Source organism: Nocardia asteroides (genome assembly GCA_019930625.1).
Taxonomy (GTDB): Bacteria; Actinomycetota; Actinomycetes; order Mycobacteriales; family Mycobacteriaceae; genus Nocardia; species Nocardia sputi.
Genome location: CP082844.1, coordinates 7,062,711 through 7,089,400, shown reverse-complemented (window position 1 = coordinate 7,089,400; position 26,690 = coordinate 7,062,711). Strand labels below are relative to the sequence as shown.

General features: G+C 69.5%; 23 protein-coding genes. 9 read left to right on the top strand and 14 right to left on the bottom strand.

Annotated features, from left to right (window positions below; genetic code table 11):
- Positions 1–276 precede the first annotated feature (276 nt).
- A complete protein-coding gene (gene ileS / locus K8O92_32055; GenBank protein ID UAK32273.1) occupies positions 277–3,411 on the top strand; it encodes an isoleucine--tRNA ligase in 3,135 nt (1,044 codons plus the stop codon).
- 439 nt (positions 3,412–3,850) lie between these two features.
- On the top strand, positions 3,851–4,459 hold the full coding sequence (locus K8O92_32050) for a C40 family peptidase (protein ID UAK32272.1): 609 nt from the start codon (positions 3,851–3,853) through the stop codon (positions 4,457–4,459).
- 207 nt (positions 4,460–4,666) lie between these two features.
- Here the strand turns inward: K8O92_32050 and K8O92_32045 are convergent, their stop codons facing one another.
- Positions 4,667–5,554 (bottom strand): UTP--glucose-1-phosphate uridylyltransferase, encoded by an 888-nt coding sequence (locus tag K8O92_32045; protein ID UAK32271.1) that lies wholly within the window; start codon positions 5,552–5,554, stop codon positions 4,667–4,669.
- Between the two features lie 378 nt (positions 5,555–5,932).
- On the opposite strand from K8O92_32045, the gene K8O92_32040 reads away from it, so the two are divergent.
- Both K8O92_32040 and K8O92_32035 read left to right on the top strand, forming a co-directional pair.
- Entirely contained in the window at positions 5,933–7,276 is a 1,344-nt protein-coding gene (locus K8O92_32040; protein UAK36071.1) for a DNA polymerase IV, read from the top strand.
- 193 nt (positions 7,277–7,469) lie between these two features.
- On the top strand, positions 7,470–7,967 hold the full coding sequence (locus K8O92_32035; protein UAK32270.1) for a hypothetical protein: 498 nt from the start codon (positions 7,470–7,472) through the stop codon (positions 7,965–7,967).
- A gap of 140 nt (positions 7,968–8,107) precedes the next feature.
- On the opposite strand, the gene K8O92_32030 is transcribed toward K8O92_32035, so the two are convergent.
- The 3 genes from K8O92_32030 to rarD are packed head-to-tail and all read right to left on the bottom strand — an operon-like array spanning position 8,108 to position 9,738.
- Complete coding sequence (locus tag K8O92_32030; protein ID UAK36070.1) at positions 8,108–8,500, bottom strand: type II toxin-antitoxin system VapC family toxin; 393 nt, start codon at positions 8,498–8,500, stop codon at positions 8,108–8,110.
- Positions 8,497–8,751 carry a type II toxin-antitoxin system Phd/YefM family antitoxin gene (locus K8O92_32025; GenBank protein ID UAK32269.1) on the bottom strand — a complete coding sequence of 85 codons (255 nt, stop codon included), beginning with the start codon at positions 8,749–8,751 and terminating at the stop codon, positions 8,497–8,499. Before K8O92_32025 ends, K8O92_32030 begins: the two co-directional genes overlap by 4 nt.
- 45 nt (positions 8,752–8,796) lie before the next feature.
- A complete protein-coding gene (gene rarD, locus K8O92_32020) occupies positions 8,797–9,738 on the bottom strand; it encodes an EamA family transporter RarD (GenBank protein UAK32268.1) in 942 nt (313 codons plus the stop codon).
- 35 nt (positions 9,739–9,773) lie between these two features.
- On the opposite strand from rarD, the gene K8O92_32015 reads away from it, so the two are divergent.
- Both K8O92_32015 and K8O92_32010 read left to right on the top strand, forming a co-directional pair.
- Positions 9,774–12,197 carry an HAD-IC family P-type ATPase gene (locus K8O92_32015; GenBank protein ID UAK32267.1) on the top strand — a complete coding sequence of 808 codons (2,424 nt, stop codon included), beginning with the start codon at positions 9,774–9,776 and terminating at the stop codon, positions 12,195–12,197.
- Between the two features lie 81 nt (positions 12,198–12,278).
- Positions 12,279–13,097: a PhzF family phenazine biosynthesis protein gene (locus K8O92_32010; GenBank protein ID UAK32266.1), complete on the top strand. Its 819-nt coding sequence runs from the start codon at positions 12,279–12,281 to the stop codon at positions 13,095–13,097.
- A 22-nt stretch (positions 13,098–13,119) separates the two neighbouring features.
- Here the strand turns inward: K8O92_32010 and K8O92_32005 are convergent, their stop codons facing one another.
- Genes K8O92_32005 through lspA form a run of 3 tightly spaced genes read right to left on the bottom strand, consistent with a single transcriptional unit; the run spans position 13,120 to position 15,300 of the window.
- Positions 13,120–13,785 carry a hypothetical protein gene (locus tag K8O92_32005; protein UAK32265.1) on the bottom strand — a complete coding sequence of 222 codons (666 nt, stop codon included), beginning with the start codon at positions 13,783–13,785 and terminating at the stop codon, positions 13,120–13,122.
- Positions 13,778–14,704 (bottom strand): RluA family pseudouridine synthase, encoded by a 927-nt coding sequence (locus tag K8O92_32000; GenBank protein ID UAK32264.1) that lies wholly within the window; start codon positions 14,702–14,704, stop codon positions 13,778–13,780. The genes K8O92_32005 and K8O92_32000 overlap by 8 nt, the downstream gene beginning before the upstream one ends.
- Entirely contained in the window at positions 14,701–15,300 is a 600-nt protein-coding gene (gene lspA / locus K8O92_31995; protein ID UAK32263.1) for a signal peptidase II, read from the bottom strand. Before lspA ends, K8O92_32000 begins: the two co-directional genes overlap by 4 nt.
- A 133-nt stretch (positions 15,301–15,433) precedes the next feature.
- On the opposite strand from lspA, the gene K8O92_31990 reads away from it, so the two are divergent.
- The 3 genes from K8O92_31990 to K8O92_31980 all read left to right on the top strand — a co-directional run bounded on the left by K8O92_31990 (position 15,434) and on the right by K8O92_31980 (position 17,653).
- Positions 15,434–16,387, top strand: coding sequence for a hypothetical protein (locus tag K8O92_31990; GenBank protein UAK32262.1), 954 nt, complete (start codon positions 15,434–15,436; stop codon positions 16,385–16,387).
- Positions 16,384–17,103 carry a hypothetical protein gene (locus tag K8O92_31985; protein UAK36069.1) on the top strand — a complete coding sequence of 240 codons (720 nt, stop codon included), beginning with the start codon at positions 16,384–16,386 and terminating at the stop codon, positions 17,101–17,103. The genes K8O92_31990 and K8O92_31985 overlap by 4 nt, the downstream gene beginning before the upstream one ends.
- 82 nt (positions 17,104–17,185) lie before the next feature.
- Positions 17,186–17,653: a VOC family protein gene (locus K8O92_31980; GenBank protein ID UAK32261.1), complete on the top strand. Its 468-nt coding sequence runs from the start codon at positions 17,186–17,188 to the stop codon at positions 17,651–17,653.
- 210 nt (positions 17,654–17,863) lie between these two features.
- Here K8O92_31980 and acs read toward each other — a convergent pair whose 3' ends face one another.
- The 7 genes from acs to K8O92_31945 all read right to left on the bottom strand — a co-directional run bounded on the left by acs (position 17,864) and on the right by K8O92_31945 (position 26,604).
- A complete protein-coding gene (gene acs / locus K8O92_31975; protein UAK32260.1) occupies positions 17,864–19,819 on the bottom strand; it encodes an acetate--CoA ligase in 1,956 nt (651 codons plus the stop codon).
- Between the two features lie 50 nt (positions 19,820–19,869).
- A complete protein-coding gene (locus tag K8O92_31970) occupies positions 19,870–21,507 on the bottom strand; it encodes a cation acetate symporter (protein UAK32259.1) in 1,638 nt (545 codons plus the stop codon).
- Positions 21,504–21,860: a DUF485 domain-containing protein gene (locus K8O92_31965; GenBank protein UAK32258.1), complete on the bottom strand. Its 357-nt coding sequence runs from the start codon at positions 21,858–21,860 to the stop codon at positions 21,504–21,506. The genes K8O92_31970 and K8O92_31965 overlap by 4 nt, the downstream gene beginning before the upstream one ends.
- A gap of 171 nt (positions 21,861–22,031) precedes the next feature.
- Positions 22,032–23,786 (bottom strand): cation acetate symporter, encoded by a 1,755-nt coding sequence (locus tag K8O92_31960; protein ID UAK32257.1) that lies wholly within the window; start codon positions 23,784–23,786, stop codon positions 22,032–22,034.
- A 313-nt stretch (positions 23,787–24,099) separates the two neighbouring features.
- Positions 24,100–24,465, bottom strand: a complete 366-nt coding sequence (locus K8O92_31955; protein ID UAK32256.1) for a hypothetical protein — start codon at positions 24,463–24,465, stop codon at positions 24,100–24,102.
- Entirely contained in the window at positions 24,462–25,259 is a 798-nt protein-coding gene (locus K8O92_31950) for a LytTR family DNA-binding domain-containing protein (GenBank protein ID UAK32255.1), read from the bottom strand. Before K8O92_31950 ends, K8O92_31955 begins: the two co-directional genes overlap by 4 nt.
- A 148-nt stretch (positions 25,260–25,407) precedes the next feature.
- Positions 25,408–26,604: a histidine kinase gene (locus K8O92_31945; protein ID UAK36068.1), complete on the bottom strand. Its 1,197-nt coding sequence runs from the start codon at positions 26,602–26,604 to the stop codon at positions 25,408–25,410.
- Positions 26,605–26,690 lie beyond the last annotated feature (86 nt).

The window sequence follows — 26,690 nt, the reverse complement described above, 5'->3', positions numbered from 1 at the left end:
CCGACCTGCCTTACAAACTGAGTTGACCGCTGCGGCTAGAATCAAACATGAATACGGCGTCGATCCGGCTATCACCGGGGAGCCTTCGGAAGAACGGCGGCACGGCCTGCGGGGCGGCCGCTCAGTAGAACCGAACGGGTGAGCCCGTCACAGCTCGTGAATGAGAGGTCCGGTGTTCGTCACGCCGGACAAGCGGGGTGGTACCGCGGTTTCGGCGCACCGGGCGCCGTCATCGTCCCCGTGCCAACGAACACGGCACGAGGAGACGCATCCGCCATGGCGGACCACACTTCCAGCAACAGCGCATACCCGCGCGTCGACCTGAGCGTCGGCAACGGGGCGTCGTTCCCCGAGATGGAGCGCCGCGTGCTCGACGCGTGGGCGGCCGCCGACACCTTCCGCGCCAGCATCGAAAACCGTTCCGGCGCAGCGGAATTCGTCTTCTATGACGGGCCGCCCTTTGCCAACGGTCTGCCGCATTACGGACATTTGCTCACCGGATACGTCAAGGATCTCGTTCCGCGTTTCCAGACCATGCGCGGCAAGCGGGTCGATCGGCGATTCGGATGGGACTGCCACGGGTTGCCCGCGGAAATCGAAGCCGAAAAGCAGCTGGGTATAACGGACAAATCACAGATCGATGCGATGGGCCTCGCGGAATTCAACGCGGCCTGCAAAACATCGGTGCTGCGATACACCGGAGAATGGCGCGACTACGTGACCCGCCAGGCCCGCTGGGTCGACTTCGACAACGACTACAAGACGCTGGATACCGACTTCATGGAGTCGGTGATGTGGGCGTTCAAGTCGCTGTACGACAAAGGGCTGATCTATCAGGGTTTCCGGGTGCTGCCCTACAGCTGGTACGAGCAGACGCCGCTGTCGAATCAGGAAACCCGCCTCGACGACGCGTACAAGATGCGTCAGGATCCGGCGGTCACCGTCGATATGGCGCTGCGCGTGCCCGCGGAACACCCGCTGCACGAACTCGACGGCGCCAACGCGCTGATCTGGACCACGACACCGTGGACACTGCCGTCCAACCTGGCGATCGCCGTTCACCCCGACGTCCGCTATGTGCACCTGCGCGCGGCCGACGGCAAGCGCTATGTGCTCGCGGCCGAACGGGTCTCGCACTATGCGCGGGAGTTCGGCGAGGACGCGCAGGTGCTCGGCGAGTTCGACGGCGCCGCGCTGGCCGAGGTCTCCTACGCCCCGCCGTTCGACTTCTTCCTGGGCCACCCCAACGCCCACCGCGTGCTCACCGCCGATTATGTGACCACCGACTCCGGCACCGGCATCGTGCATCTCGCGCCCGCCTTCGGTGAGGAGGACATGGAGGTCGCCACGGCCCACGGCATCGAGCTGGTGCAGCCGCTGGATGCGGGCGGCAAGTTCACCTCGATGGTCCCGCCGTACGAGGGTCTGATGGTGTTCGACGCCAACCCGGTGATCATCAAGGACCTCAAGGCCGCGGGAAAGTTGTTGCGGCACGAGACCATCGAGCACTCGTACCCGCACAGCTGGCGCTCCGGGCAGCCGCTGATCTACATGGCCGTGCCGTCCTGGTTCGTCGCGGTCACGAAGTTCCGCGAGCGGATGGTCGAGCTGAACAAGCAGATCACCTGGGTGCCCGAGCACATCCGCGACGGCCAGTTCGGCAAGTGGCTCGAGGGCGCGCGCGACTGGAACATCAGCCGCAACCGCTATTGGGGCAGCCCGATCCCGGTGTGGGTGTCCGACGATCCGGCCTATCCGCGCGTGGACGTGTACGGCTCGCTGGACGAGCTCGAGCGCGACTTCGGCGTGCGCCCTGCCGATCTGCACCGCCCGATGATCGATGAGCTGACCCGGCCGAATCCCGACGACCCGACCGGCGGGTCGACCATGCGCCGGGTGCCCGAAGTGCTGGACTGCTGGTTCGAGTCCGGCTCGATGCCGTATGCCCAGGTGCACTACCCGTTCGAGAACAAGGAGTGGTTCGACAGCCATTTCCCGGGCGATTTCATCGTCGAGTACAACGGGCAGACCCGCGGCTGGTTCTACACGCTGCACGTGCTGGCGACGGCGCTGTTCGATGCCCCGGCGTTCAAGACCGTGGCCGCGCACGGCATCGTGCTCGGCGACGACGGCCTGAAGATGAGCAAGTCCAAGGGCAACTACCCGGACGTCAACGAAGTGTTCGACCGGGACGGCTCGGACGCGATGCGCTGGTTCCTGATGAGTTCGCCGATCCTGCGCGGCGGCAATCTCATCGTCACCGAGCGCGGCATCCGCGAGGGTGTGAGTCACGCGCTGCGGCCGCTGTGGAACGCGTGGACCTTCTTGCAGCTGTACGCCTCGAAGCCGGGTGTGTGGCGGACCGACTCGCCGCACGTGCTCGACCGCTACATCCTGGCGAAGCTCGCGCGGACCAGGGACGTCATCACCGAGGCGCTGGAGGTCTACGACATCGCGGGCGCCTGCGAGGAACTGCGCTCGTTCGCCGACGCGCTGACCAACTGGTATGTGCGGCGGTCGCGGTCGCGGTTCTGGAGTGAGGACCGCGACGCGGTGGACACCCTGCACACGGTGCTCGAGGTGGTCACCCGGCTGGCGGCGCCGTTGCTGCCGCTGATCACCGAGGTGATCTGGCGCGGGCTGACCGGCGGCGAGTCGGTGCACCTGGCCGACTGGCCGAAGGAGGGGGAGCTGCCGGACGACCCGGAGTTGGTCGCCGCCATGGACGAGGTGCGCGTGGTGTGCTCGACGGTGCTGAGCCTGCGGAAGGCGCAGAACCTGCGGGTGCGGCTGCCGCTGGCGGAGGTCACCATCGCCGCGGCCGACGCCGAGCGGCTGGCGCCGTTCGCCGACATCGTCGCCGACGAGGTCAACGTCAAGAAGGTGGACCTGACCACCGACGTGGACGCGCACGGCCGGTTCGAGCTGGTGGTCAACGCCCGCGCCGCGGGTCCGCGCCTCGGCAAGGACGTGCAGACGGTGATCAAGGCGGTGAAGGCCGGGGAGTGGTCCGAGGACGCGGACGGCACCGTCCGAGCGGCCGGAATCGCCCTGCTGCCCGAGGAGTACACCCAGCGCCTGGTCGCCGCCGAGCCCGAGTCGACCGCCGCGCTGCCCGCGAACGCGGGCCTGGTGGTGCTGAACTCGGTGGTCACCGAGGAACTGGAAGCCGAGGGCTGGGCGCGCGACCTCATCCGTGACCTCCAGGAGACCAGGAAGTCCTCCGGGCTGGACGTTTCCGACCGCATCACCGTGGTCCTGGACGTCCCCGCGGACCGGGCCGCCTGGGCCCAGGCCCACCGTGACCTGATCGCGGGCGAGATCCTCGCCACCACGCTGAGTTTCGGCGACGCGGGTCCGGCGGCCGCCGAGCTGGTGGGTGGCGTGCGCGCGCGGATCACCAAGGCCTGAGCGGCGGATACCGGAGAGCCGGGGCGGGACCGAAAGGTCTCGCCCCGGCTCTCGTTTCGCGCGGTCCTCGTGGCGGCTGTCGCAGCCGGACACCGGCTTCGGTGATCCGCGCAGGCTGCGCCGGGAATGGCGCAACGTTCGTCGTCCAGTCGCACCGCGCAGGAGCCGGGTCGACGGTGCGGCATCAGACCGCACAGTGCGAGCACGTGGCGGGCACTTCGGCGGCGTGCACTCAAGTGATGTAGATCACATGCTGGGAATTAGCTGATTCCCGACAATTCGCCGAAAACCCAGGCACAATCTGCGATGTCGCTGCTGTTGCCCAGATGATCGCTGGGGGCGGCAGTCTCTCTTTCTGGGTTGTCTTACTTGGAATTCGGCCGTGCCGGAAACACGTCCGGCGCGGGTGGCCGCGGTCCCGCATCGGTGACCGCTGCTGATGCCATGTATTAGCCAGGCTGCCGATCGGTGGCCAGTCAACCGCGCCCATGGAAGGGGCGAGTACGTGCCGAGAAAATCGTTGCACCGCATCGCACTCGGATTCTCGCTATCGATCATCGCAATCCTCTCGCCCGTCGGACCTGCCTGGGCCGATACGGGCAGCGCTTCCGGCAGCGGGCCGGGCAGCGCGTCGTCCGGTTCGGCCTCGGGCAGTGGCGACTCCGGCAGCGCCAGCGGCTCGGCCGCCCTGCCGGTGCCCAGTGTGTTCGGCCTCGGCGCACTGGCCGCGGCGACTACCCAGATCGGCAAGCCCTACGAATGGGGCGGGACCGGCCCCTCCAGCTGGGACTGCTCGGGCTTGGTGCAGTGGGCGTACCGACAGGTCGGCGTGAGCATTCCGCGGACCACCTGGCAGCAGGCGAAGGCGGGCACGCCGGTCCCGCGGGCCTCCCTTTCCCCCGGGGACATCGTCGTGCTGAACAGTGACGGCTCCCATGTCGGCATCTACGCCGGTTTGGGCCAGGTGCTCAACGCCTACGACTGGGGTGTGCCGGTCGGCTACACCCCGCTGGAACAATTCGACATCTACGCCATCCGGCGCTTCTGAGCACCGATCGAGGACCTGCGTCACGAATCGCGGCTTCTGCTTCTGCTGGGAGAAAACGGCCCCGACCAACAGGTGTGGTCGGGGCCGCGATATCGCCCGTCGGCGCCGACCCTGGGCCGGGTGCAGGTTGTTCGGCGGCGTCATGTGCCGAGTGCCGTGGCCGGCTGGGCACAGCGGCTCAGCGCTGTCGGCTGCGGTGCGGGCTGATCAGTTGTCGAGGCCGTCGGCGAGGGTGCGCAGCAACGGTCCGTACTGCGCATGCGCCAGCGCCGAGGCGAATTGCGCCACCAAGTAGTCGGCCGGGTTGCCGGTGTCGTACCACCGGCCGCGGATCACCTGCCCGAAGACCGGGTTGTTCGCCGCGTGCACGTTGATCGCATCGGTGAGATACACCTCGCCGGTGCGGTGCTCGTACCACGCCTCGGTCTGCGTGCGCAGTTCCTCGATGATGCCGGGGGTGACGACGTAGCCGCCGATCGCGGCGAAGGACGACGGCGCGTCCTTCGGCTTAGGCTTCTCCCGCAGCCCGGTGATGCGCAGCAGGCCGTTGCCGTGGTCGTCGGCGACCACCGGCACGCCGTAGCGCTGCGACTCGGACGGGTCCATCGGCATCAGTGCGAGGACGGGGGCTCCGGTGGCCTCATAGGCGTCGATGAGTTGCTGGGCGCGCGGCACCTCGGCGACGAATACGTCGTCCGGCCACAGCACCAGCATCGGCTCGTCGCCGAGATTGCGCGCGGCGTTGAGCACCGGGGTGCCGTTGCCGTAGGGCCCGTGCTGGTCGAGGTAGGTGATGTGGCCGAGCCGGGACAGCTCGCCGACCTCCTCGACCGCGTCGGCGAAGGCGGTCTTGCCGTCCGCGCGCAATTGGGCCACCAGCGCCGGGTTGGGGCGGAAGTGATCCTGGATCAATGATTTTCCGCCGCTGACCACGATGGTGATGTCGGTGATGCCCGAAGCGACCAGCTCGCGGACGGTGTGCTCGATCACCGGCTTGTCGCCGACCGGCAGCATCTCCTTGGGGATGGCCTTGGTCAGCGGAAGCAGGCGAGAGCCGATACCAGCGGCCGGGATGACGGCCTTGCGGATATTCATGGGTCCGATCATCACATATCGGACCGCGAGTCAGGTGGCGTCCCGGCGGTAGGTCGGCGGGTTATTCGAGACTCTTCAGTACATCGTTCGACGGTGGAAAAGGGCAGATCAAGGCCACCACGGCGGAACGGCGGCCATCCGGAGCCGGTACCGAGACCGGCAGGCAACCGGCAGCTAGCGCACAGCCATCGCACAGCGTCACCGCTGCCTCCAGGTGTCGGTGGGCGGGCGTACATTGCAGCCGTGCGTACCGAGAAGCCGAGTGTGGAGCGCGCGGCCGCGCCGGCGACCCGGTCCGGGACAACACCCGGCGAAAGCCCGGTGAGTCCGGAGCATCCTCCGGAGCTCGCCGACGCGGACAGCGCCGCCCGGCGTTGGGTGCTGCACATCGACATGGACGCGTTCTTCGCCTCGGTCGAGCAGCTGACCCGGCCGACCTTGCGCGGCAGGCCGGTGCTGGTCGGTGGGACCGGAGGGCGCGGCGTCGTTGCCGGAGCCAGCTACGAGGCGCGGGTGTTCGGCGCGCGGTCGGCGATGCCGATGCACCAGGCGCGCCGGTTGGTCGGCGTCACCGCGGTGGTGGTGCCGCCGCGCGGGGCGGTCTACGGCGTGGTGAGCGGACAGGTCTTCGACGCGCTGCGCAGCCGGATACCGGTGCTGGAGACGTTGTCGTTCGACGAGGCGTTCGGCGAGCCCGCCGAGTTGGCGGGCGCGACGGTGGCCCAGGTGCACGCGTTCTGTGCGGAATTGCGCGCGGTGGTGCGCGAACGGACCGGGTTGACCGCCTCGGTCGGGGCGGGCACCGGGAAACAGCTCGCGAAGATTGCTTCCGGTCTGGCCAAACCCGATGGGATCCGGGTGATCTCGCCGGTCGAGCAACAGCATCTGCTCGCTGGTCTGCCGGTGCGCAAGTTGTGGGGCATCGGTCCGGTCGCGGAGAGCAGATTGCGTTCGCTGGGCATCGAGACCGTGGGCGCCTTCGCCGCCTTGCCGGAATCGGAGGCGATGTCGATTCTCGGCGGCAGCGTGGGCGCGGCGCTGCACCGGCTGGCGCGTGGCATCGATGACCGTCCGGTGGCCGAACGCACCGAGGCGAAGCAGATCAGCGCCGAGACCACCTACGAGACCGACATCGTCAGCCTCGAGCAGCTTCGTCCGGCCATCGAGGACATGGCCGCCGCGGCGCACCGGCGCCTGACCCGGGACGGCCGCGCGGCGCGCACGGTGGTGCTCAAACTGAAGAAGTCCGATATGAGCATCGTCACCCGCTCCTTCACCCTGCCCTACGCCACCGAGGACCTGGCCACCCTCGCCGCCGCCGCCCAGCGTTCGGCGCTCGACCCGCGGGAACTGGGTCCGATCCGCCTCGTCGGGGTCGGCTACGGGGGGCTGTCCACGGTACGTCAGGAGTCGCTGTTCCCCGAGCTCGATCGCGGCCCCGCCGCCGAAATCGCCGTGGCGGAACCGCAGCCCGAGCCGGCACCCCCACCCGCGATCGGCGAGGCAGCGCATACCGCCGCGCCCACCTTGCCCGTCGCCGTCTGGCATCCCGGCATGGACGTGACGCACCCCGAGCACGGCCACGGCTGGGTGCAGGGCGCGGGGCTCGGCGTCGTGACCGTCCGCTTCGAAACCCGTTCCACCGGTCCGGGTCCCGCGCGCACCTTCGCCGCCGACGATGCCGCGCTCACCCGGGCCGATCCGCTGGACAGTCTGCGCTGACGGACCCGGCCGACGCTCGACATCCCCCGGTCGGGCGCGTACGTTCGCTGCCGACCACCTTCGTCGGTCCCGTGTGGACCCGGGCGGCGCCGCCCGGTGCCGGTAGCCTGGGACCTCGTGCAGCGCCGCCGGTTCGGGTGGCGGCTGCCATGGTGGAACAGACACGGACCTCTCGAACGCAAAGGACGAGCAGTTGAAGCTTCGTAAGACTGGACGCACAGCGATCGCCGGGCTGGCCATCGTCGCCGCGCTTGGCCTGACCGCCTGCGGCGACGACAAGGACAGCAAGCCTGCCGCGAAGACGTCGACCAGCGCCAAGGCGTCGGCGACCGCGAGCGCGAACCTGCCTCCGGTCCCGACCCCCGCGGAGCTGAACACCGCCCTCGCCCGCGCGCTCGACCCGTCGGTCCCCGCCTCCGAGAAGCTGGACAACGTCCAGGGCGCCGAAGCCGATCCGACGCTGCCGGACCGCCTGTCCCAGGCCGCGGCGGGCGCCGACGTGAAGATCGAGGTCACCGACGTCACCTCGTTCGGCGACAGCGTGAACGCGAAGGCCAAGTTCATCCTGAACGGCCAGGAGAACATCGTCGACGTGCCGTTCGTCGCCGACAACGGCAAGTGGAAGATCCAGAAGGCGTGGGCCTGCACCATGCTGACCAACCTCGGCCAGCAGTCGGCGGCCTGCGCTTAGTCCGCACGATCGAACGGACCGGTCGCCGGGGTTCGCCCCGGCGACCGGCCTGCCTTCTTTCCCCCGGATCCCCCGGCGCGGCAACGTTCGCTCGGCGTCGATACGGTCTGCGTGGCCGGTGCGCCGCGCTTCGTAACCTGCTACAACTTCAGCACCTTCAGGTCGGGCATCGCGTCGTAATCGCCATCCTGGGTCACAATCGGAATATCGTGTGCCAGCGCGGTCGCCGCGATCCAACTGTCGTTGATCGGCACCTTGCGCCCGGCGGCTCGCAGACGCGCGACCAGCAGCGCCCAGTGCTCCGAGACGGCCTCGTCCAGTTCCAGTGGCTGGAACTGTTTCGCGAGCTGGTAGGTCGCCAGCCTGCGGGCCGATACGTCCGGGCTCGCGGCCCGCAGCACACCGAGACGTAGTTCGCCGAGGGTGATGACCGAAACACCCCACTCGTATCCGTCGAATCGTGCCGGGTCGAAACGCTCTGCCTCGAGACCTATGAATATCGAGGTGTCCGCGAGTGCGCGTTCGGCCTTCACCACGGCAAGTCGTCCGTCGTATCGGTCAGCGTCTCACGGAGATCCTGGTGCAGGCCTGTGGTGTCCGGGCCGAGGCGAACCAGTTCGCGAAGGATTTCCGGGGCGGGCACCCACTGTCGACGCCGAGGTAACGGGATGATCTTCGCGACGGGCCGATTGTCCTTGAGGATCTCGATCTCCTCGCCTGCCTCGACGCGGCGCAATACCTCGGCGGTGTGATTTCGCAAGTCGCGAGCGGGTAGCGCAGTCATGCTACAAGCGTAGCATGACTGCTACGTCTGTAGCAGGGCCTCTTCTCACGGCGCGGATCGCGTCTCGTCCGGGTGCGGGCCGGGCTCGGTGGTGACATGGCGCGGTGTGCGTCGCCCGCGCCGCGCGCGGAGCAGCGCGTCGGTGGTGAAGATCGCCAGCGCGGCCCAGATCAGGGCGAAACCGGCCCAGCGGGAGGCGGGCATCGGCTCGTGCGCGACGGCGACGCCCCAGGCCATCTGCAGGGCGGGGGTGAGATATTGCAGCAGGCCCATGGTGGACAGCGGAACCCGCTGGGCGGCGACGGCGAACAGCAACAGCGGCACGAGGGTCACCGGTCCGGTGGCCACCATCAGCGCGGTATGCCCGGCGCCGGTGGTGAATCGGCTGTGCCCGGTGATCACCAAGGCGATCGCGAACGCCAGCGCGAACGGCGCGGCGACGATGCCCTCGGCGGCGATGCCGCGCAGCGCGTCCAGCGGGATGACCTTCTTCACCAGGCCATAGGTGGCGAAGGAACAGGCCAGTGCCAGTGCGATGATCGGCGGTCTGCCGTAGTCCACGGTGAGCACGGCCACCGCGGTCGCGCCGAGCGTCAGGGCGGCCCACTGCGCCCTGCTCAGCCGCTCACGAAAGATCACCACGCCGAACGCGACGGTGACCAAAGGGTTGATGAAGTACCCGAGCGCGCACTCCACGACGTGACCAGAGGTGACGCCGTAGACGTACACACCCCAGTTGACCGCGATCGCGGCGGAGGCGACGCCCGCCAGCCGCCAGACGCGTGCGTCGATGCCGCGCAGCTCGCGCAGCCGCCCGCTCACCGCGAGCACCGCGACCACCACGACCAGCGTCCAGACGATCCGCTGCGCCAGCACCTCGCCGGGGCTGGCGAACGCCAGCAAACCGAAGAAGGCGGGGAAAAGTCCCCACAAGAAGAACGCGCTCGTGCCGAACGTCACACCGGGGATGGACCTGCTTCGCCGCACGAAGACGAAAGTAGTTGTCACGTAGCCTTGCGGTCATGTCGATTACCGTGCAGGCCTCGGGCGCCACCGGGCTCACAGTGGCCGAGGTCGAGCAACGCCGCCGCGACGGTTTGACCAACGATGTCCCGGATCGCGCGGGCCGATCGGTCCGTGACATCGTGCGCGCCAACGTCTTCACCCGGATCAACGCCCTCCTCGGTGTCCTGTTCGTCCTGGTGCTGGCCACCGGCTCGATCATCGACGGCATATTCGGCCTGCTGATCGTCGCCAACAGCGCGGTCGGCATCATCCAGGAGATCCGCGCGAAACGCACCCTGGACCAGCTCGCGATCGTCGGCCAGGCCAAGCCGACCGTCCGCCGCGACGGCACGTCGGTCGAGATCGCGCCGCGCGAGGTGGTGCTCGACGACCTCATCGAGCTCGGTCCCGGCGACCAGATCGTCGTGGACGGCACGATCCAGGAGTCCGAACAGCTCGAGGTGGACGAGTCGTTGCTCACCGGCGAGGCGGACCCGATCGACAAGCCGGTCGGCGCGACGGTGATGTCGGGCAGCTACGTGGTGTCCGGGTCCGGCGCCTACCGCGCCACCAAGGTCGGTCGGGACGCCTACGCCGCGCGGTTGGCGGAGGAGGCGAGCAAGTTCACCCTGGTGCACTCCGAGCTGCGCAGCGGTATCGACAAGATCCTGAAGTTCATCACCTACCTGCTCGTTCCCGCGGGCCTGCTGAGCGTCTACAACCAGCTGGTCTCCAGCAAGGAGTCGTGGCGTCCCGCGGTCACCGGCATGGTGGCCGCGCTGGTGCCGATGGTGCCGGAGGGGCTGGTGCTGATGACGTCCATCGCGTTCGCGGTCGGCGTGGTGCGGCTGGGCCGGCGCAAGTGCCTGGTCCAGGAACTGCCTGCGATCGAGGGGCTGGCCAGGGTCGACGTGGTGTGCGCGGACAAGACCGGCACGCTGACCGAGATCGGCATGCGGCTGTCGGACATCAAGACGTCGGAGGCCTTCGACGACGGCGAGGTCCGCGCCGTGCTGGCCGCGCTCGCGGCCGACGATCCGCGGCCGAACGCGAGCGTGCAGGCGATCGCCGAGGGGCTGCCGGACGGTCCCGGCTGGCAGCGCACCGCCGTGGCGCCGTTCTCCTCGGCCAAGAAGTGGAGCGGCTGCTCCTACGGCGAGCACGGCGACTGGCTGCTCGGCGCGCCGGATGTGCTGCTCACCCCGGACTCCGCGGAGGCGCGGGTCGCCGAGGAACTCGGCGCTTCCGGCCTGCGCGTGCTGCTGCTGGCTCGTAGCGACCGTCCGGTGGACGCACCCGACGCCCCCGGCCTCGTGCGGCCGGCCGCCCTGGTCGTGCTGGAGCAGAAGATCCGGCCCGACGCCCGCGCCACGCTCGAATACTTCGCGAGCCAGGATGTCGAGATCAAGGTCATCTCCGGCGACAACGCCGTGTCGGTCGGCGCGGTGGCCTCCTCGCTCGACCTGCCGGGCGGCGGCCACCCGATCGACGCGCGGGAGCTACCGCAGGACCGCGACGGCCTGGCCGACGCGCTCGACCACAACACCACCTTCGGCCGGGTCCGTCCCGATCAGAAGCGCGCGATGGTGTCCGCCCTGCAGTCGCGCGGGCACACCGTGGCGATGACCGGCGACGGAGTCAACGACGTTCTGGCGCTGAAGGATTCGGACATCGGCGTGGCCATGGGCTCGGGCAGCCCCGCGACCAGGGCGGTGGCGCAGATCGTCCTGCTGGACAACAAGTTCGCCACGCTGCCCTATGTGGTCGGCGAGGGGCGGCGGGTCATCGGCAACATCGAGCGCGTTTCCAATCTGTTTCTCACCAAGACCGTCTATTCCGTGCTGCTGGCCTTCTTGATCGGGGTCGCCGGAGTCGGCTCGCAGATCTTCGGCTATGAGCCCATCGGCTATCCGTTCCTGCCGCGCCACGTCACGATCGCGGCCTGGTTCACCATCGGCATTCCGGCGTTCATCCTCTCGCTCGCGCCCAACAACGAGCGTGCCCGCACCGGCTTCGTCGGGCGTGTCATGCGTTTGGCCATCCCGTCGGGCGTCGTGATCGGCGTGGCCACCTTCGTTGCGTACCTGATCGCCTACGCCGGGCCGCAGGCCACCGAGCAGCAGAAGGTCCAGGCGGGCACCACCGCGCTCATCACGCTGATCATGATCGCGGTGTGGGTGCTGGCCATCGTCGCGCGGCCGTATGTCTGGTGGAAGGTGGTGCTGATCGCGGTGTCGGTGGGCGCGTACGTCGTCCTGTTCACCGTTCCGTTCACCCGCGAGTTCTTCAAACTCGATCCCTCCGACGCCGCGCTCACCGGTGCGGCGGTGATCTGCGGCCTGGTCGGCATTGTGCTGGTCGAGGCAGCCTGGTGGGTGAGCGCGGTGCTGCTCGGCGACAAGCGGCAACTGCTGCCCAGCTCACCCGGCGGCGCCGCCTGACAGACTGGACGCCTGACTAGCCGCGCCACGAGAAGCCTTGTGCGAAGCGGCCATTCAGAGTTGGAGTACCTTCTGGAGACTATGGAGGTACTGCTGCACCAGATCGACGCGTTCGCCGACGCACCGTTCTCGGGCAACCCGGCCGCGGTGATGCCGCTCCCGTCGTGGCTGCCGGATGCGTTGCTGCAACAGCTGGCCGAGGAGAACAACCTCGCCGAGACGGCGTTCTACACCTCGCGCTTACCTCCGGAGGCGGGCGCGCCGCCGGGCGAGTGGCCCGCTTTCCATCTCCGGTGGTTCACGCCGAGGACGGAGGTCACCCTGTGCGGGCACGCCACCCTGGCCAGCGCCGCGCAGATCCTGGCCGACATCCATCCCGGCGAGGATCGGGTGAGCTTCTACACGCTCAGCGGCTGGTTGCACGTCGACCGCACCGACGACGACGAGTTCGTCCTCGATCTGCCGGTCGTGCCGAGCATTCCGGTACAGCCCGATCCAGCGCTCGTCGCGGCGCTGGGAGTGCGTCCGGTGCGCGCGTATTCCGGCACCGACGAGGTGATCGTCGTGGCGACCGAGCAGGAAGTGCGCGATGCCGCGCCCGTGCTGTCGGCGTTCCCCGCGCTGCCGCGCGGCGCGATCGTCACCGCACCCGGTGAGTCGGTGGATTTCGTCTCCCGTTTCTTCGCTCCGGCGGTGGGGGTCCTGGAGGATCCGGTGACCGGTTCGGCGCACGCTCAACTGGTTCCGTTGTGGAGCGAGCGGCTCGGCCGCACGGAGTTGCACGCCAGGCAGCTCTCGCGCCGCGGCGGAAGTTTGCGCTGCGAACTGGCGGGCGACCGCGTGGTGCTGTTCGGGCGATGCCGCCGCTATCTCGACGGAGTGGTCACCCTGCCGGACTGAGATGCCCGGCGCGCCGGACCGCTCACGGTGGGGGGACGGGTCCGTCGTCGGGGCCGGGCAGGACGACGTCGCGGTAGTGGGGCAGCAGCGGGGCCACCGCGAAGCTCCCCGCCACTGCGTCCTCGGGCAGGGCCTGGACGGCGCGAACGCCGTTCTGGCCGGCCAGTTCCCGCAATCGCGCCGAGGTTCCACGGACGACGAGCCCGACGACGCAGGCGCAGCCCTCCCGCAGTCGCGCGGCCGAGAAGGCGATCACGCGGGCGGAGCGGTCGTCCATGGGGCGGGGGAGCAACCAAGCCGCGTAGTGGGCCGAATCCACCGCCGCGTCAACGCCTTCCGGTACGGGTACGGTCACCAGCGGCGTTTGCACGCGTGGAACAGGTACCCGGTAGAGCACTCGAGAGACGCGCATACCGCCGCTGTAGGCGGGAATCTGCTCGGGAAGCGCGGGTTCGGTGAACGACACCAACGCCCAGTGCTGTCCCTCGCCGCCCGCGTGCAACGAATCACGGGAACGGGCGAGATAATCCGCGACCTGCTCGCCCTGGTCGGGCCCGAGCCGGTCGGTGGACACCGCGGCGCGGTACGGCGGACGCAGCGCGCCGAGTGCGAAGACCAGCGCGATCAGCGCGACCGCCGCCGCGGCGAGGGCGGCCCCACGCCACGGCGACAGCCGGCGATCAGGCATCGCGCAGGACGTCCAGGGCGTGTTTCAGGTCGTCCGGGTACTCGCTGGTGATCTCCAGGTAGCGGCCGTCGGCCGGATGCTGGAAGCCCAGCGACCGGGCATGCAGCCACTGTCGTTGCAGCCTGAGCCGCTCGGCGAGGCGCGGGTCCGCGCCGTAGGTCAGATCGCCGCAGCAGGGGTGCCGGATCGCGGAGAAGTGCACCCGGATCTGATGGGTGCGGCCGGTCTCCAGGTGGATGTCCAGCAGGCTCGCCGATTGGAACGCCTCGACGGTGTCGTAGTGGGTGATGCTCGGTCGCCCGTCCGCGGTGACGGCGAACTTCCAGTCGTTGCCCCTGGCCCGGCCGATCGGGGCATCGATGGTGCCGCTGCTCGGGTCCGGATGCCCCTGCACCAGAGCGTGATACCGCTTGTCGACGGTGCGCTGCTTGAACGCGCGCTTGAGCACGGTGTACGCGTGCTCGGACTGCGCGACCACCATGACACCGGAGGTGCCGACATCGAGGCGGTGCACGATGCCCTGCCGCTCGTGGGCGCCAGAGGTGGAGATGCGGTATCCCGCCGCGGCGAGCCCGCCCACGACGGTCGGCCCGCTCCAGCCGACACCGGTGTGCGCGGCCACGCCGACCGGCTTGTCGACCGCGACGATGTCGTCGTCGGCGTAGAGGATCTTCATGCCCTCGACCGGTTCGGCCTCAATGGTCAGCTCGCGTTTCGGCTCGGGGAAGATCACCTCGAGCCAGGCCCCCGCAGTGAGCCGGTCGGACTTGCCCGCGGCGATGCCGTCGAGTTGTACCGAGCCCTCCTCGGCGAGCGCGGCCACCGCGGTGCGCGACAGGCCGAGCAGCCGGGCCAAGCCCGCGTCGACGCGCATGCCGTCGAGCCCGTCGGGGACGGGCATGGTCCTGGTCTCCCTCATGCCGCGCTGCCCTCGCTCGCGCTGTCGGGCTTGCCGTGGCCGACCCGGGTGCCGTTCGGTTCGTAGCCGAACACGGTGAGCACCACCAGCAGGATCGCCCCGCAGACGATGGCCGAGTCCGCGACGTTGAACACCGGCCACCAGCCGACCGCCACGAAATCCACCACGTGGCCTTGCAGCGGGCCGGGGGCGCGGAACAGCCGGTCCATCAGATTGCCGAGCGCCCCGCCGAGCACCATGCCCAGTCCGATCGTCCACGCCAGTGAGCGCAGGGTGCGGCCGATGCGCACGACGCCGACGACGACGGCGGCGGCGACCAGCGTCAGCAACCAGGTCATACCGGTGGCCATGGAGAACGCCGCGCCCGGATTACGCACCAGGCTCAGGCGCGCGAAGTCACCGACGATCGACACCGGATCGCCCGGCGTCAGATTCGCGACCGCGATGGTCTTGGTGAGCAGATCCAGGCCGAGCACGACGGCGGCGAGGACGAGCAGCGTGCGCAGGCGCTGCGGCGGGGCCGACGAGGTCGTCGGATCGGAGGTGTGCGCTGGGATGTCCTCGGGCGGCCGGTCGTCACTCACACGCACCATCATCTCTCGAGCGCGATCACGCTCGGTGCGCGCGTCCGATTGCCCCGGCCGGAGCGGCCGTCGGCGCCGGCCCGGCACGCCGACCGGCGCACGGGCCGGATGTCCCAGCTGACACTCAGGAAGCGGTCGTACCCTGATGCACGTGACGGTGTTGTCTTCCCCCCACCTTCCGCGGATCGCGCGCTCGGGCGTGCTGCTCATGGTGCTCGCGGTCGGGCTCTCGGCCTTCGGTGTCGGTTGCGGCGACGGCGCCGAGTCGCGCGGCGAGTCCGACGGCACGGAGCCGCTGGGACTCGGCAAGGAAGTCACCGTGCCGATCGCGGCCGCGGTGACCACGGTCGAATCGGCCGGCGCCGAGCCGCGGTCGCTGCTGCGGCCGGAGTATCCGGCGGGCACCGTGCAGCGGGTCACCCTCTACACCGCGCACCACATCGAACAGCAGATCGATCACCAGCCCAAGCGCGACTTCTCCACCCCGGCGCTCACCATTCCGATGACCGCGCAGACCACCGCGGAAGGGATAGATCTGACCCTCGGCACGGTCACCTCGCCCGACCCGGCGCTGGCCAAGGCGCTCACCAAGATCGGCGGCTCGCACGCGGGCTTCGACCTCAGCGATCTCGGCGCGATCACCGCCCTGCGGCTCGAGCCGGCGCCGGACGCGTCCAACACCGCCCGCGCCGCCCTCGAGCAGGCGTTCTACCAGGCGGTCTACCGGTCGATCGCTTTTCCCGACCAGCCCGTCGGCGAGGGCGCGGTCTGGACGGTGCGCCAAGAGGTCACCGGCGGTGTCCTGTTGGACCAGGTGACCACCGCGACGCTGAGCAAGCGCGAAGGAGACCGGCTCACCATCGAACTGCACGTGACCCAGAAGCCGAAGTCGCCGGTGTGGAACCTGCCGAACAACGCGGGCACCCTGGACATCCAGGACTACGTCATGCAGGGCGCGGGCACCATCACGGTGGATCTCGGATTGCCGTTGCCGGTGGCCGGGTCCATCACCGTCGGCGGTCACCAGGCCTATCGCGATCCGAACAGCGACAGCACGCTGCGGCAGACGATCGATACGCAGGTGTCGTGGACCGAATGATCCGTGCGGCCGGCCTGCCGATCGCGGCGGCGTCCGTCGCTCTCGCCGCGGGCTGCGGGTCCTCCGATAGTGCTGTCCCCGGACTCCCGGAACTGCCGCCGCTGGGCCCGGCGGTGGCCGCGGCGCCCGTGACGGCCGGCCCTGAGACCGACTCCGGCCGGTTGGGCGCCCAGCTGCTCGGCGAGGCGAACCTGCCGTCCGGCTTCACCGCCCTGCCGACGCGCGCCGACACGGGGATCGCACCGTCCGGCGCGTCCGCGACCAATCCGCCGGAATGCGCGAAAGTCCTGACTCCGATCGGCGCGCAACACGCCGGCGCCCTTGCCCAGGCGTCCACGCAATACGCCGGTCCGAATTTCTCCAGCATCGATATCGACGCGGCGAGTTATCCGCACGACGCGCTCGGCGGCGCGTTCTCGGCCGTGCAGGAGACGCTGCGCCGGTGCGTGCGCTATTCCGGCGCGGACGCCACCGATATCCCGGTGGATTACCGGATCGGCGGGCTCGCCCAGCCCGCCGCGGGCCAAGCCGCCAAAGCCTTCCAGGTGCGCGCCACCAGCGACGGTCTCACCCTCGGCTCGTCCGTCGCGATCGTTCAGGTCGGAAGCACGTTGGTGCAGGTCGCGGTGACCGCGCCGGAGTCGGTGGACCCCGGTGTGCTCAGTGCGCTCACCGCGGCGCAGGTGCGTCGGCTACAGGGTGTCGCAGGCCCCTGATTTCCGACGATCCGGCCAATCGCGCCGGTGGCGGGAATAGGCTCGGCATGGTCCGACACAATGCCTCGACCGGAGGTTGATCATGTCCGATGTCAAACCCGTTCCCGATGGATATCCGGTGGTCTCGCCGGGGCTGGCGATCGACGGCGCGGCGGCGGCGATCGAGTTCTACAAGAGCATCTTCGGGGCCACCGAGCGCATGCGCATGCCCGGCCCGGACGGCAAGATCGCGCATTGCGAGCTGATGTTCGGTAATTCCGTCGTCATGCTCGGCGATCCGGCCCCTGATATGGATTTCCTCGATCCGAAGACGGTCGGCGGCACCCCCGTCAACCTGTATGTGTACGTCGAGGACGCCGACGCCGCCTTCGCCGCCGCACTGGCCGCGGGCGCCAAGGAGCTCACGCCGATGACCACGCAGTTCTACGGTGACCGCAGCGGCTCGTTCGAGGATCCGTGGGGGCACCGGTGGACCGTGGCCACCCACGTGGAGGACGTGCCGCCCGACGAGATGGACCGCCGGATGGCGGAGATGTTCGGCGGCTCCTGAGCGAGGCCGACCGGCTCATCCGGCGACAACCGAATCATCGTTCACGAACCCTGCTCGGTGCGAGAGTGGTTCGGGGGCGGGGCTGTCTGCCATCCGGCGGTTCGATCGGCACTGCGGCCTGTGCGCGACGGCCTGGCGAAGTCGGAGTAGTGCGCCAGCGGCGGACCCGGACCCCCTCATCACTTGTGGCCGGGTCCGCCGCTCTCATAGTTACCCGCGGGCGATCGCTTCGAACACCTTCGGGTCGACGAGGGTGGAGGTGTCGCCGAGTTCGCGTCCTTCGGCGACGTCTCGCAGGAGGCGGCGCATGATTTTGCCGCTGCGGGTTTTGGGGAGTTCGGGGACGATGTGGATTTCGCGGGGTCGGGCGATGGGGCTGATGTGGCGGGCGACTTCGGTTTTGAGGTCGTCGATGAGTGTGGTTCCGGTGTTGTGGGCTTGGGCTGTGAGGATGACGAAGGCGACGATGCCTTGGCCGGTGGTGGGGTCGGTGGCGCCGACGACGGCGGCTTCGGCGACGGTGTGGTGTGCGACGAGGGCGGATTCGACTTCGGCGGTGGAGATGCGGTGGCCGGAGATGTTCATGACGTCGTCGACGCGGCCGAGGATCCAGAGGTCGCCGTCGGTGTCGAGTTTGGCGCCGTCGCCGGCGAAGTACCAGCCTTGTGCGGCGAAGCGTTGCCAGTAGGTTTCCCGGAAGCGTTGCATGTCGCCCCAGATGCCGCGCAGCATCGACGGCCAGGGTTGGTCGAGGACGAGGTAGCCGTTGGCTTCGGTTTCTCCGCGGTGGACGGGTTTGCCTTCTTCGTCGACGACTTGGGCGCTGATGCCGGGTAGTGGGGTCATGGCGGCGCCGGGTTTGGTGGTGGTGACGCCGGGTAGGGGGGAGATCATGATGGCGCCGGTCTCGGTCTGCCACCAGGTGTCGACGATGGGGGTGCGGTCGGCGCCGATGACTTGGCGGTACCAGCGCCAGGCTTCGGGGTTGATGGGTTCGCCGACGGAGCCGAGTAGCCGCAACGACGACAGGTCGTGGGCGTCGGGGATGTCGCGGCCCCATTTCATGAAGGTGCGGATGAGGGTGGGGGCGGTGTAGTAGATGGTGACGCCGTATTTTTCGATGAGGTGGAAGTGGCGGTGTTCGTCGGGGTGGTTGGGGGTGCCTTCGTAGACGATTTGGGTGCTGCGGTTGGCGAGGGGGCCGTAGACGATGTAGCTGTGGCCGGTGACCCAGCCGATGTCGGCGGTGCACCAGTAGGTGTCTTGGCCGGGTTTGTGGTCGAAGACGGTGTGGTGGGTGTAGGCGGTTTGGGTGAGGTAGCCGCCGGTGGTGTGGAGGATGCCTTTGGGTTTTCCGGTGGTGCCGGAGGTGTAGAGGATGAACAGGGGGTGTTCGGCGTCGAAGGGTTGTGGTTGGTGGGTGGGGGATGCGGTGGTGACGGTGTCGTGCCACCACAGGTCGCGGTTGTCGGTCCAGGGGACTTCGATGCCGGTGCGGCGCACAACCAGCACGTGTTCGACGCTGCCGGGGGTGGTGCTGTGTGCGTGGAGGGCTTGGTCGACGGCTTGTTTCAAGGGGGCGGCTTTGCCGCGGCGCCACTGTCCGTCGGTGGTGATCACCAGGCGGGCTTGCGCGTCGTCGACGCGTTGGCGTAGGGCGGTGGGGGAGAAGCCGGCGAAGACGACCGAGTGGGTGAGGCCGAGGCGGGCGCAGGCGAGCATGGCGATGATGGCTTCGGGGACCATCGGCATGTAGATCGCGACGCGGTCTCCGGCGACGAGGCCGAGGTCGGTCAGTGCGTTCGCGGCCCGGCAGACGTCGTCGAGCAGTTCGCGGTAGGTGATGGCGCGGGAGTCGCCGGGTTCGCCTTCGAAGTGGATGGCGACTTGGTCGCCGTGGCCGTCGAGGACGTGGCGGTCCACGCAGTTGTAGGCGACGTTGAGTTTGCCGCCGACGAACCACTTCGCCACCGGCGCGTCACTCCAATCCAGCACCTGTGTCCACGGCTGGTCCCAATGCAGCCTGCGGGCCTGCTCGGCCCAGAACTCCAGCCGATCCGACAGCGCCCGGTCGTACAACGCCGCGCTCGCGTTCGCTTGGGCGGCGAAATCCGCGTCGGGCGGGAAGGCGGTGGTGTCGCGGTCATCGGTAGTTGCGCTGGTCACGCGAAATCTCCTAACGAAAAGCAAAGGGAACGAGGTGTGCCGGGCAACGATCAGTGCGCCACGGCCTTCTCGGCGCCGACGCCGGTGAGCGAGCGGACCTCCATCTCCGCGGCCTTGGCCGGATCCTCGGACCTGCCGCCGACGAAGGTGCCGACGACGCCGAGCACGAACGCCAAGGGAATGGAGACGATGCCCGGGTTGGACAGCGGGAACCAGTCGAAGTCCGAGCCGGGAAGCATGGCGGACTTGCTGCCGGAGACCGCGGGGGAGAACACGATCAGCACGATCGTGGAGATCAGGCCGCCGTACATGCTCCACAACGCGCCGGTGGTGTTGAAGCGCCGCCAGAACAGCGAGAAGAGGATGGTGGGCAGGTTCGCCGACGCCGCGACCGCGAACGCCAGCGCCACCAGGAAGGCGACGTTCTGCCCGTTGGCCAGGATGCCCAGCGCGATGGCCAGTACGCCGATCACCACCGCGGTGATCCGGGAGACCCGGACCTGTTCGCGCTCACCGGCTTTCCCGCGCTTGATGACACTGGCGTAGATGTCGTGGGCGAACGACGCCGACGCGGTGATGGTCAGGCCCGCGACCACCGCGAGGATGGTGGCGAAGGCGACCGCCGAGATCACCCCGAGCAGCACCACGCCGCCGAGTTCGAAGGCCAGCAGCGGAGCCGCCGAGTTCTGGCCGCCCGCGGCCGCGAGGATGCGGTCCGGTCCGACGATCGCGGCCGCACCGTAGCCGAGGACCAGGGTGAACAGATAGAACGCGCCGATCAGGCCGATCGCCCAGACCACCGACCGCCGCGCCTCTTTGGCGGTGGGCACGGTGTAGAAGCGCATCAGCACGTGCGGCAGGCCCGCGGTGCCCAGCACCAGTGCCAGACCGAGGGACAGGAAGTTGAGCTTCGAGGTCTCGCTGCCGCCGTACTGCGCGCCGGGAGCGAGCACGTCGCGCGCGGCGACCGCCTTGTTCGCCGAATCCGAGACCGCGCCCTGGGCGGAGCCGAGGATGTCGGAGAAGTTGAAACCGAACTTGGCGAACACCATGACGGTCATCAGCGCCGCGCCCGCGATCAGCAGTACCGCCTTGATGATCTGCACCCACGTGGTGCCCTTCATGCCGCCGACCAGCACATACACGATCATCAGCACGCCGACCACGGCGATCACGACGGATTGACCGGTCTTGTCGGAGATGTCCAGCAGCAGCGCGACGAGCCCGCCCGCGCCCGCCATCTGGGCGAGCAGGTAGAACAGCGACACCGTCAGCGTGGACAGCGCGGCGGCGGTGCGCACCGGGCCTTCCTTCAATCGGAAGCTCAGCACGTCGGCCATGGTGAATTTGCCGGTGTTGCGCAGCATCTCGGCGACCAGCAGCAGGGCGACCAGCCAGGCGACCAGGAACCCGATGGAGTAGAGGAACCCGTCGTAGCCGTAGACCGCGATGGCGCCCGCGATGCCGAGGAAGCTCGCGGCCGACAGATAGTCGCCGGCGATGGCGACGCCGTTCTGCGGACCGGAGAAGCCGCGTCCTCCAGTGAAGTAGTCGGCGGCGGTGGCATTGTTGCGGCTGGCCCGGATCACCACGATCATCGTGATGGCGACGAAGACGCCGAAGATGGCGATATTGGCGATCGGGTTGCCGACCGTCGCCGCCGCGGCATAGGTGTGCACGGTGTTCACGCTCGGTCTCCCTCGAGGTAGCCGCGGATCTTCGCCGCGCGCGGATCCAGTTCACGGTTGGCGAACCGGACGTAGAGCGCCGTGATGACGAAGGTGGATACGAACTGGCCGAGGCCCAGTAGCAATCCGACGTTGATGTTGCCGAACACCGAGCGGCTCATGAAGTCATGGGCGTAGGCGCCGAGCAGGACAAAGCCGAGGTACCAGAGCAGGAACAACACGGTCATCGGAAAAACGAAGCGGCGCAATCGGCTTCGCAGTTCCTGGAATTGGGGGCTCGCCTGTACTTCGGCGAATTCTGCTGCGCTCGGCGCTCGCCGCGGGGCGGTGTCGTCGAGTTGGATACTGGTCATGATCGTCCTACCAAGTGACGTGGCTTACTTCTCGAGGACGGTAAGCCAGACCAGCGGGGCGTCAGTAGGCTGTGGTCTGGGTCACTCCGTGAAGGTGTCCGAATCTGCGGTGAGCGGTCGATGCGCCGCGACGAACGGTCGGCCCGAGTGGCGCCGCGGGCAGGTCGCCGGTCAGTCCGAGCGCAGACTGCGCTCGCGGTCCGCGCCCATGCCCAGTCGCTCCGGCGCGTGCATCCGCACGAAGATCCGGCTCACCGCCCTGGCGCCGAGCCCGCGGGTGAACGAGCTGACCAGCACCATGGTGGCGAACGCCAACGGCACGCTGATCGCCGCCGGGTAGCCGAGCAGCGCCGCGGGCCAGCCGCCCGCCACCTCGTCGGAGAAGCCGCCGGTCACCGAGACGGCGGTCGCGGTGCCCGCCGCGAGCCCGCCCGCGACCAGGCCGGCCGCCGCGCCCCCCGCGGTCAGCCCGCGCCACCAGATGCCAAGGACCAGTAGCGGGCACAGCGTGGAGGCGGCCACCGCGAAGGCCAGGCCGACGGTGCGGGACAGGTCCAGCGACGCGACGGTCAGTGACAGCGCCAGCGGGACCGAGCCCGCCGCCAGCGCCGCCGTGCGGAAGTCACGGATCCGTCCCCGCAGCATGTCGGTGCTGAGCACGCCCGCGATGCTCACCAGCAGTCCCGAGGAGGTGGACAGGAAGGCGGCGATCGCACCCGCGGCGACCAGCGCCGCGAGCAGCTGACCCGGCAGTCCGGCGACCACCGATCCGGGCAGTAGCACCACAGCGGCGTCGGAGGTCCCGGTGATCAGCAGTTGCGGCACGTACAACCGCGCGAAGACGCCCAGCAGCACGGGGAACAGGTAGAAGAGCCCGACCAGGCCGATCACCGCGAGCGCGGTCGCGCGCGCGGCCCGCCCGTCGGGGTTGGTGTAGAAGCGCACCAGCACGTGCGGCAGCCCCATGGTGCCGAGGAAAGTCGCGAGGATCAGCGAATAGACCTGGTAGGTCGGATGCGGGCCGCCCAACCCGCCACCCGGCGCCAGCCAGGCCGCACCGTCCGCCGGCGCGCCCGCGACCACCGGCACCGTGGCTCCGGCCTCGAGCACCAATCGCGTGCCCGCCGCCAGATCATGGGTTCCGGGTGTCAGCGGCACCAGGCCGTCGACCGCGCGGTCGTCGAGGGTTCCCGTGATGGCGACCTGCTGCGGAGCGTTGACCCGCACCACCACGTCGGTGGTCACGTCCACTGTCGTTCGCTCGGTCACCACCGGCGGAGCGGGCGCGCCGACTTGCCGCTCGTCGGCGAGGAAGTGCCCGAGCAAGACCAGCGCGGGGAGCGCCACCGCGGTCAGCTTCAGCCAGTACTGGAAGGCCTGAACCAGGGTGATCGAGCGCATCCCGCCGCCGACCACGTTGGCGATCACGATCACGCCCACCGCCACCGCGCCCACCCAGTCCGGCACCCCGAGCAGGATGTGCAGGGTCAGCCCCGCCCCCTGGAACTGCGGGATGAGATACACCGCGCAGATCAGCACCACCACGGTGGCCGCGAGCCTGCGCAAACGCACTGAGCCCAAACGGAATTCGGCGAAGTCGGGCACGGTGTACGCGCCGGAGCGCCGCAGCGGCGCGGCGACGAAAAGCAGCAGCGCCAGGTACCCGGCCGTGAACCCCACCGGATACCACAGCGCGTCCGCGCCGTATTTCGCGATCAATCCGGCGACCCCGAGAAACGATGCGGCCGAAAGATACTCGCCGGAGATCGCCGCCGCGTTCCAGCGCGGCCCCACGCTGCGGGACGCGACGAGGAAGTCGGAGGTGGTGCGCGCGAGCCGCACGCCGTAAGCGCCGATCGCGACAGTCGCCAGCGCCGCGAGGACCAGCGCGGCCACGGTCAGCGCGGGCGCGGTGCCGGAGATCACGAAGCGCCCCGCGGCAGGTGAATCAGTCCGGCGGGTGAGGCGGATCGCTGCCGTGGCCGTCGGCTCCGCTCGGCTGCCTCTAGCCGGGTCGACTGAAGCCCTGCGTGCCGTATCCCGCGAGGCAGGTGAGTCGGTGTGGCGGGCGATGCGGGTGTGATGATGGCAGTGGCGGATCGCTTGGACGACTGAAGCCCTGCCTGCCGTAGTGGGCGGGCCGGCTGGGCTGTACCCGTGCCCGCCGAATCGCTCGCCACGTATGCGTGGGCGAAGCCGGTGGTCCGCGCTGCGGAGGTGGTTGAAGCCCGGCGCACCGTCAGTCCTCGGCCAATTCGAGGAAGTCCTGCTCGTTGCGTTCGGCAAGGCGCACGTACGTCCGGCCGATCAGGAACAGCAACGGGTACACCGCGCCGCCGAGCAGCAGCCAGGGCAACCGGATGCCCAGCACCGTCGCCGAGCCGATCGAGCCGGTGCGGAACAGCACGGGCAGCGCGCACAGCAGCGCGATCGTCACCAGGCCGACGCGTAGCGCGAGCCCTAGCTGCGCGCGGATGAGGCCGCCGATGAGCGCTTCGCCGAACTCGGTCTGTTCGGCGACCTCCACCCGTGTGCGTACCCGCCGCGCCCCGCGGCGCTCGGAGAGCACGACGCGACTGCGCCCCGGACGCTGCGGCGCGGTCACGGGGCGCCCCAGTGTTGCCGTGGCCGGTGCACCAGCCGCTGCTTCAGTTCGCGCACCTGTCTTCGGCTGACCGGCAGTTCGACCGCCTGCGCGTCGCCCTCGGCCCGCAGGCACACCACGGTCCCGGTACCCACCGTGCGCAGCCCGGTGACCAGCCGCAGCGCCACCAGGTAGGACCGGTGCACCCGCAGGAAACCGGCGTCGTGCCAGCGAGCCTCCAATGCCGACAACGGGATTCGCACCAGGTGCGATCCGTCGCTGGTGTGCAGCCGCGCGTAGTCGCCGTCGGCTTCCACCCAGCTCACGCTCGACCTCGGCACCAGCGTCGTGACCCCGCCCAGCTCCACGGGAATGACCTCGCTCGGATCGGCGCGCGCGTCGGCGGCGGGCTGGTGCGACGTGCTGCGCGCCGCGGCGATCCGCCGCACCGCCTCCGCCAGCCGCGCCTCGCGCAGCGGCTTGAGCAGGTAGTCCACCGCGCCCAGGTCGAACGCGGCGATCGCCCGGTCGTCGTGCGCGGTCACGAAGACCACCGCGGGTGAATTGGCGAATTCCGAGAGAATGCCCGCCAGCTCCATCCCGTCCAGGCCCGGCATGTTGATGTCCAGGAACACCGCGTCGATCGGATGGGCCCGCAGCACCCGCAGCGCGCTGGTGGCGTCACCGGCCGCGTGGATCTCCCCGATCTCGGTTCGCGCGCGCAGCAGATACACCAGCTCGTCGAGAGCGGGTTTCTCGTCGTCCACGGCGAGCACGCGTAGCGCGCCCGCCGGTTTGCCGGTAACGCGGGTCACAATCGCTCCATGGTAAGGCTCCCGTGCGGGGCCGCCGACCGGGCGTCGTCGGCGTGACCCGCTGTGCTCCCGGGCCTCGGGCGCGTTGGTCGAATATCGGGTGGCTTGCCGTAGGCACGAGCCGTGTTCCGGGCTTCGCGCGCGGGTCTCATGCCCGGATCCCCGCGCGGAATTTCGGGACGCGCAGGCTGACCTTGGTGCCCGCCCCTGGCGCGGTTTCCACGACCAGGCCGTAGTCGTCGCCGAAGGCGGCGCGCAACCGGTCGTCGACGTTGGCCAGACCGACGTGGGCTGACTCGCCGGAGCCCGCCGGGCCCGTTCCGGCGTCGACGGCGTCCAGCGCGCCCGAGCGCAGCAGGTCCGGGTCCATGCCTACGCCGTCGTCCTCGACGCTGATCACGCAGTCGGTGCCCGCGTCGGTGGCGACGATGCTGACGGTGCCGCCGCGCGCGGTGTCCGCCAGGCCGTGCCGCACGGCGTTCTCCACCAGCGGCTGGAGCGCGAGGAAAGGCAGGACCACGCCGAGCACCTCGGGCGCGATCCGCAGCCGGACCTGCAGCGCGTCGCCGAAGCGGGCCCGTTCCAGCGCGAGGTATCGCTCGATGTTGCGCAGTTCGTCCGACAGCACCGTGAATTCGCCCGCCGCGCGGAAGGAATAGCGGGTGAAGTCGGCGAACTCGAGGATCAGTTCGCGGGCCCGCGCCGGGTCGGTGCGGACGAACGAGGCGATGGTGTTCAGGGCGTTGTAGATGAAGTGCGGGCTGATCTGCGCTCGCAGCGCACGCACTTCCGCTCGGTCCAACCGGGCCCGTGACGCGTCCAGCTCGGCCAATTCGAGCTGGCCGCAGGCATAGCGCGCCACCTCGGCGACCGCACCGAGCCGGCCCGGCCCCGGCTGCCCGGTGCTCACGACGCCGAGCACCCCGGCCACGCCGGTCGAGTCGATCAACAATGGTTGCGCGATCAGCGTGCGCCCCGCGTGTTCGCCGCGGCCGGGCCCGGCCACGAGCACCGGCCGCTCGCCCGCGACGGCGCGCTCCGCGGCTTCGGTGAAGTACTCGGCCAGTTCGGCGTGCGGGCCGTCCCAGGCGAGCAGCGTGCCGTCTGCGCTCGCCAGCGCGAGCGCGTCCGCGCCGGTGAGCGCGCGCAGGTGGGGCGCGGCCTCCCGCGCGGAGCGTTCGGTCAGCCCGCGGCGCAGCGGGACCGCCGCCAGCGACGCGGTGTGCAGCGCCGAATGCACCGCCCGCTCGGCAGGGGTGGTCACCACTCTGCGGGTGCGCGACCAGATCAGCAGCGCACCGACGAGCAGCGCCGCCACGGCCACGACGGCGAGCGCGGTGGTCATGGCGGGCATCGGCGCACGGACTTCATGGGACGATTATCGCGTCGACCGGATGGGGCGCGGCACGGTGGCGGACCTGCGACCGAGCT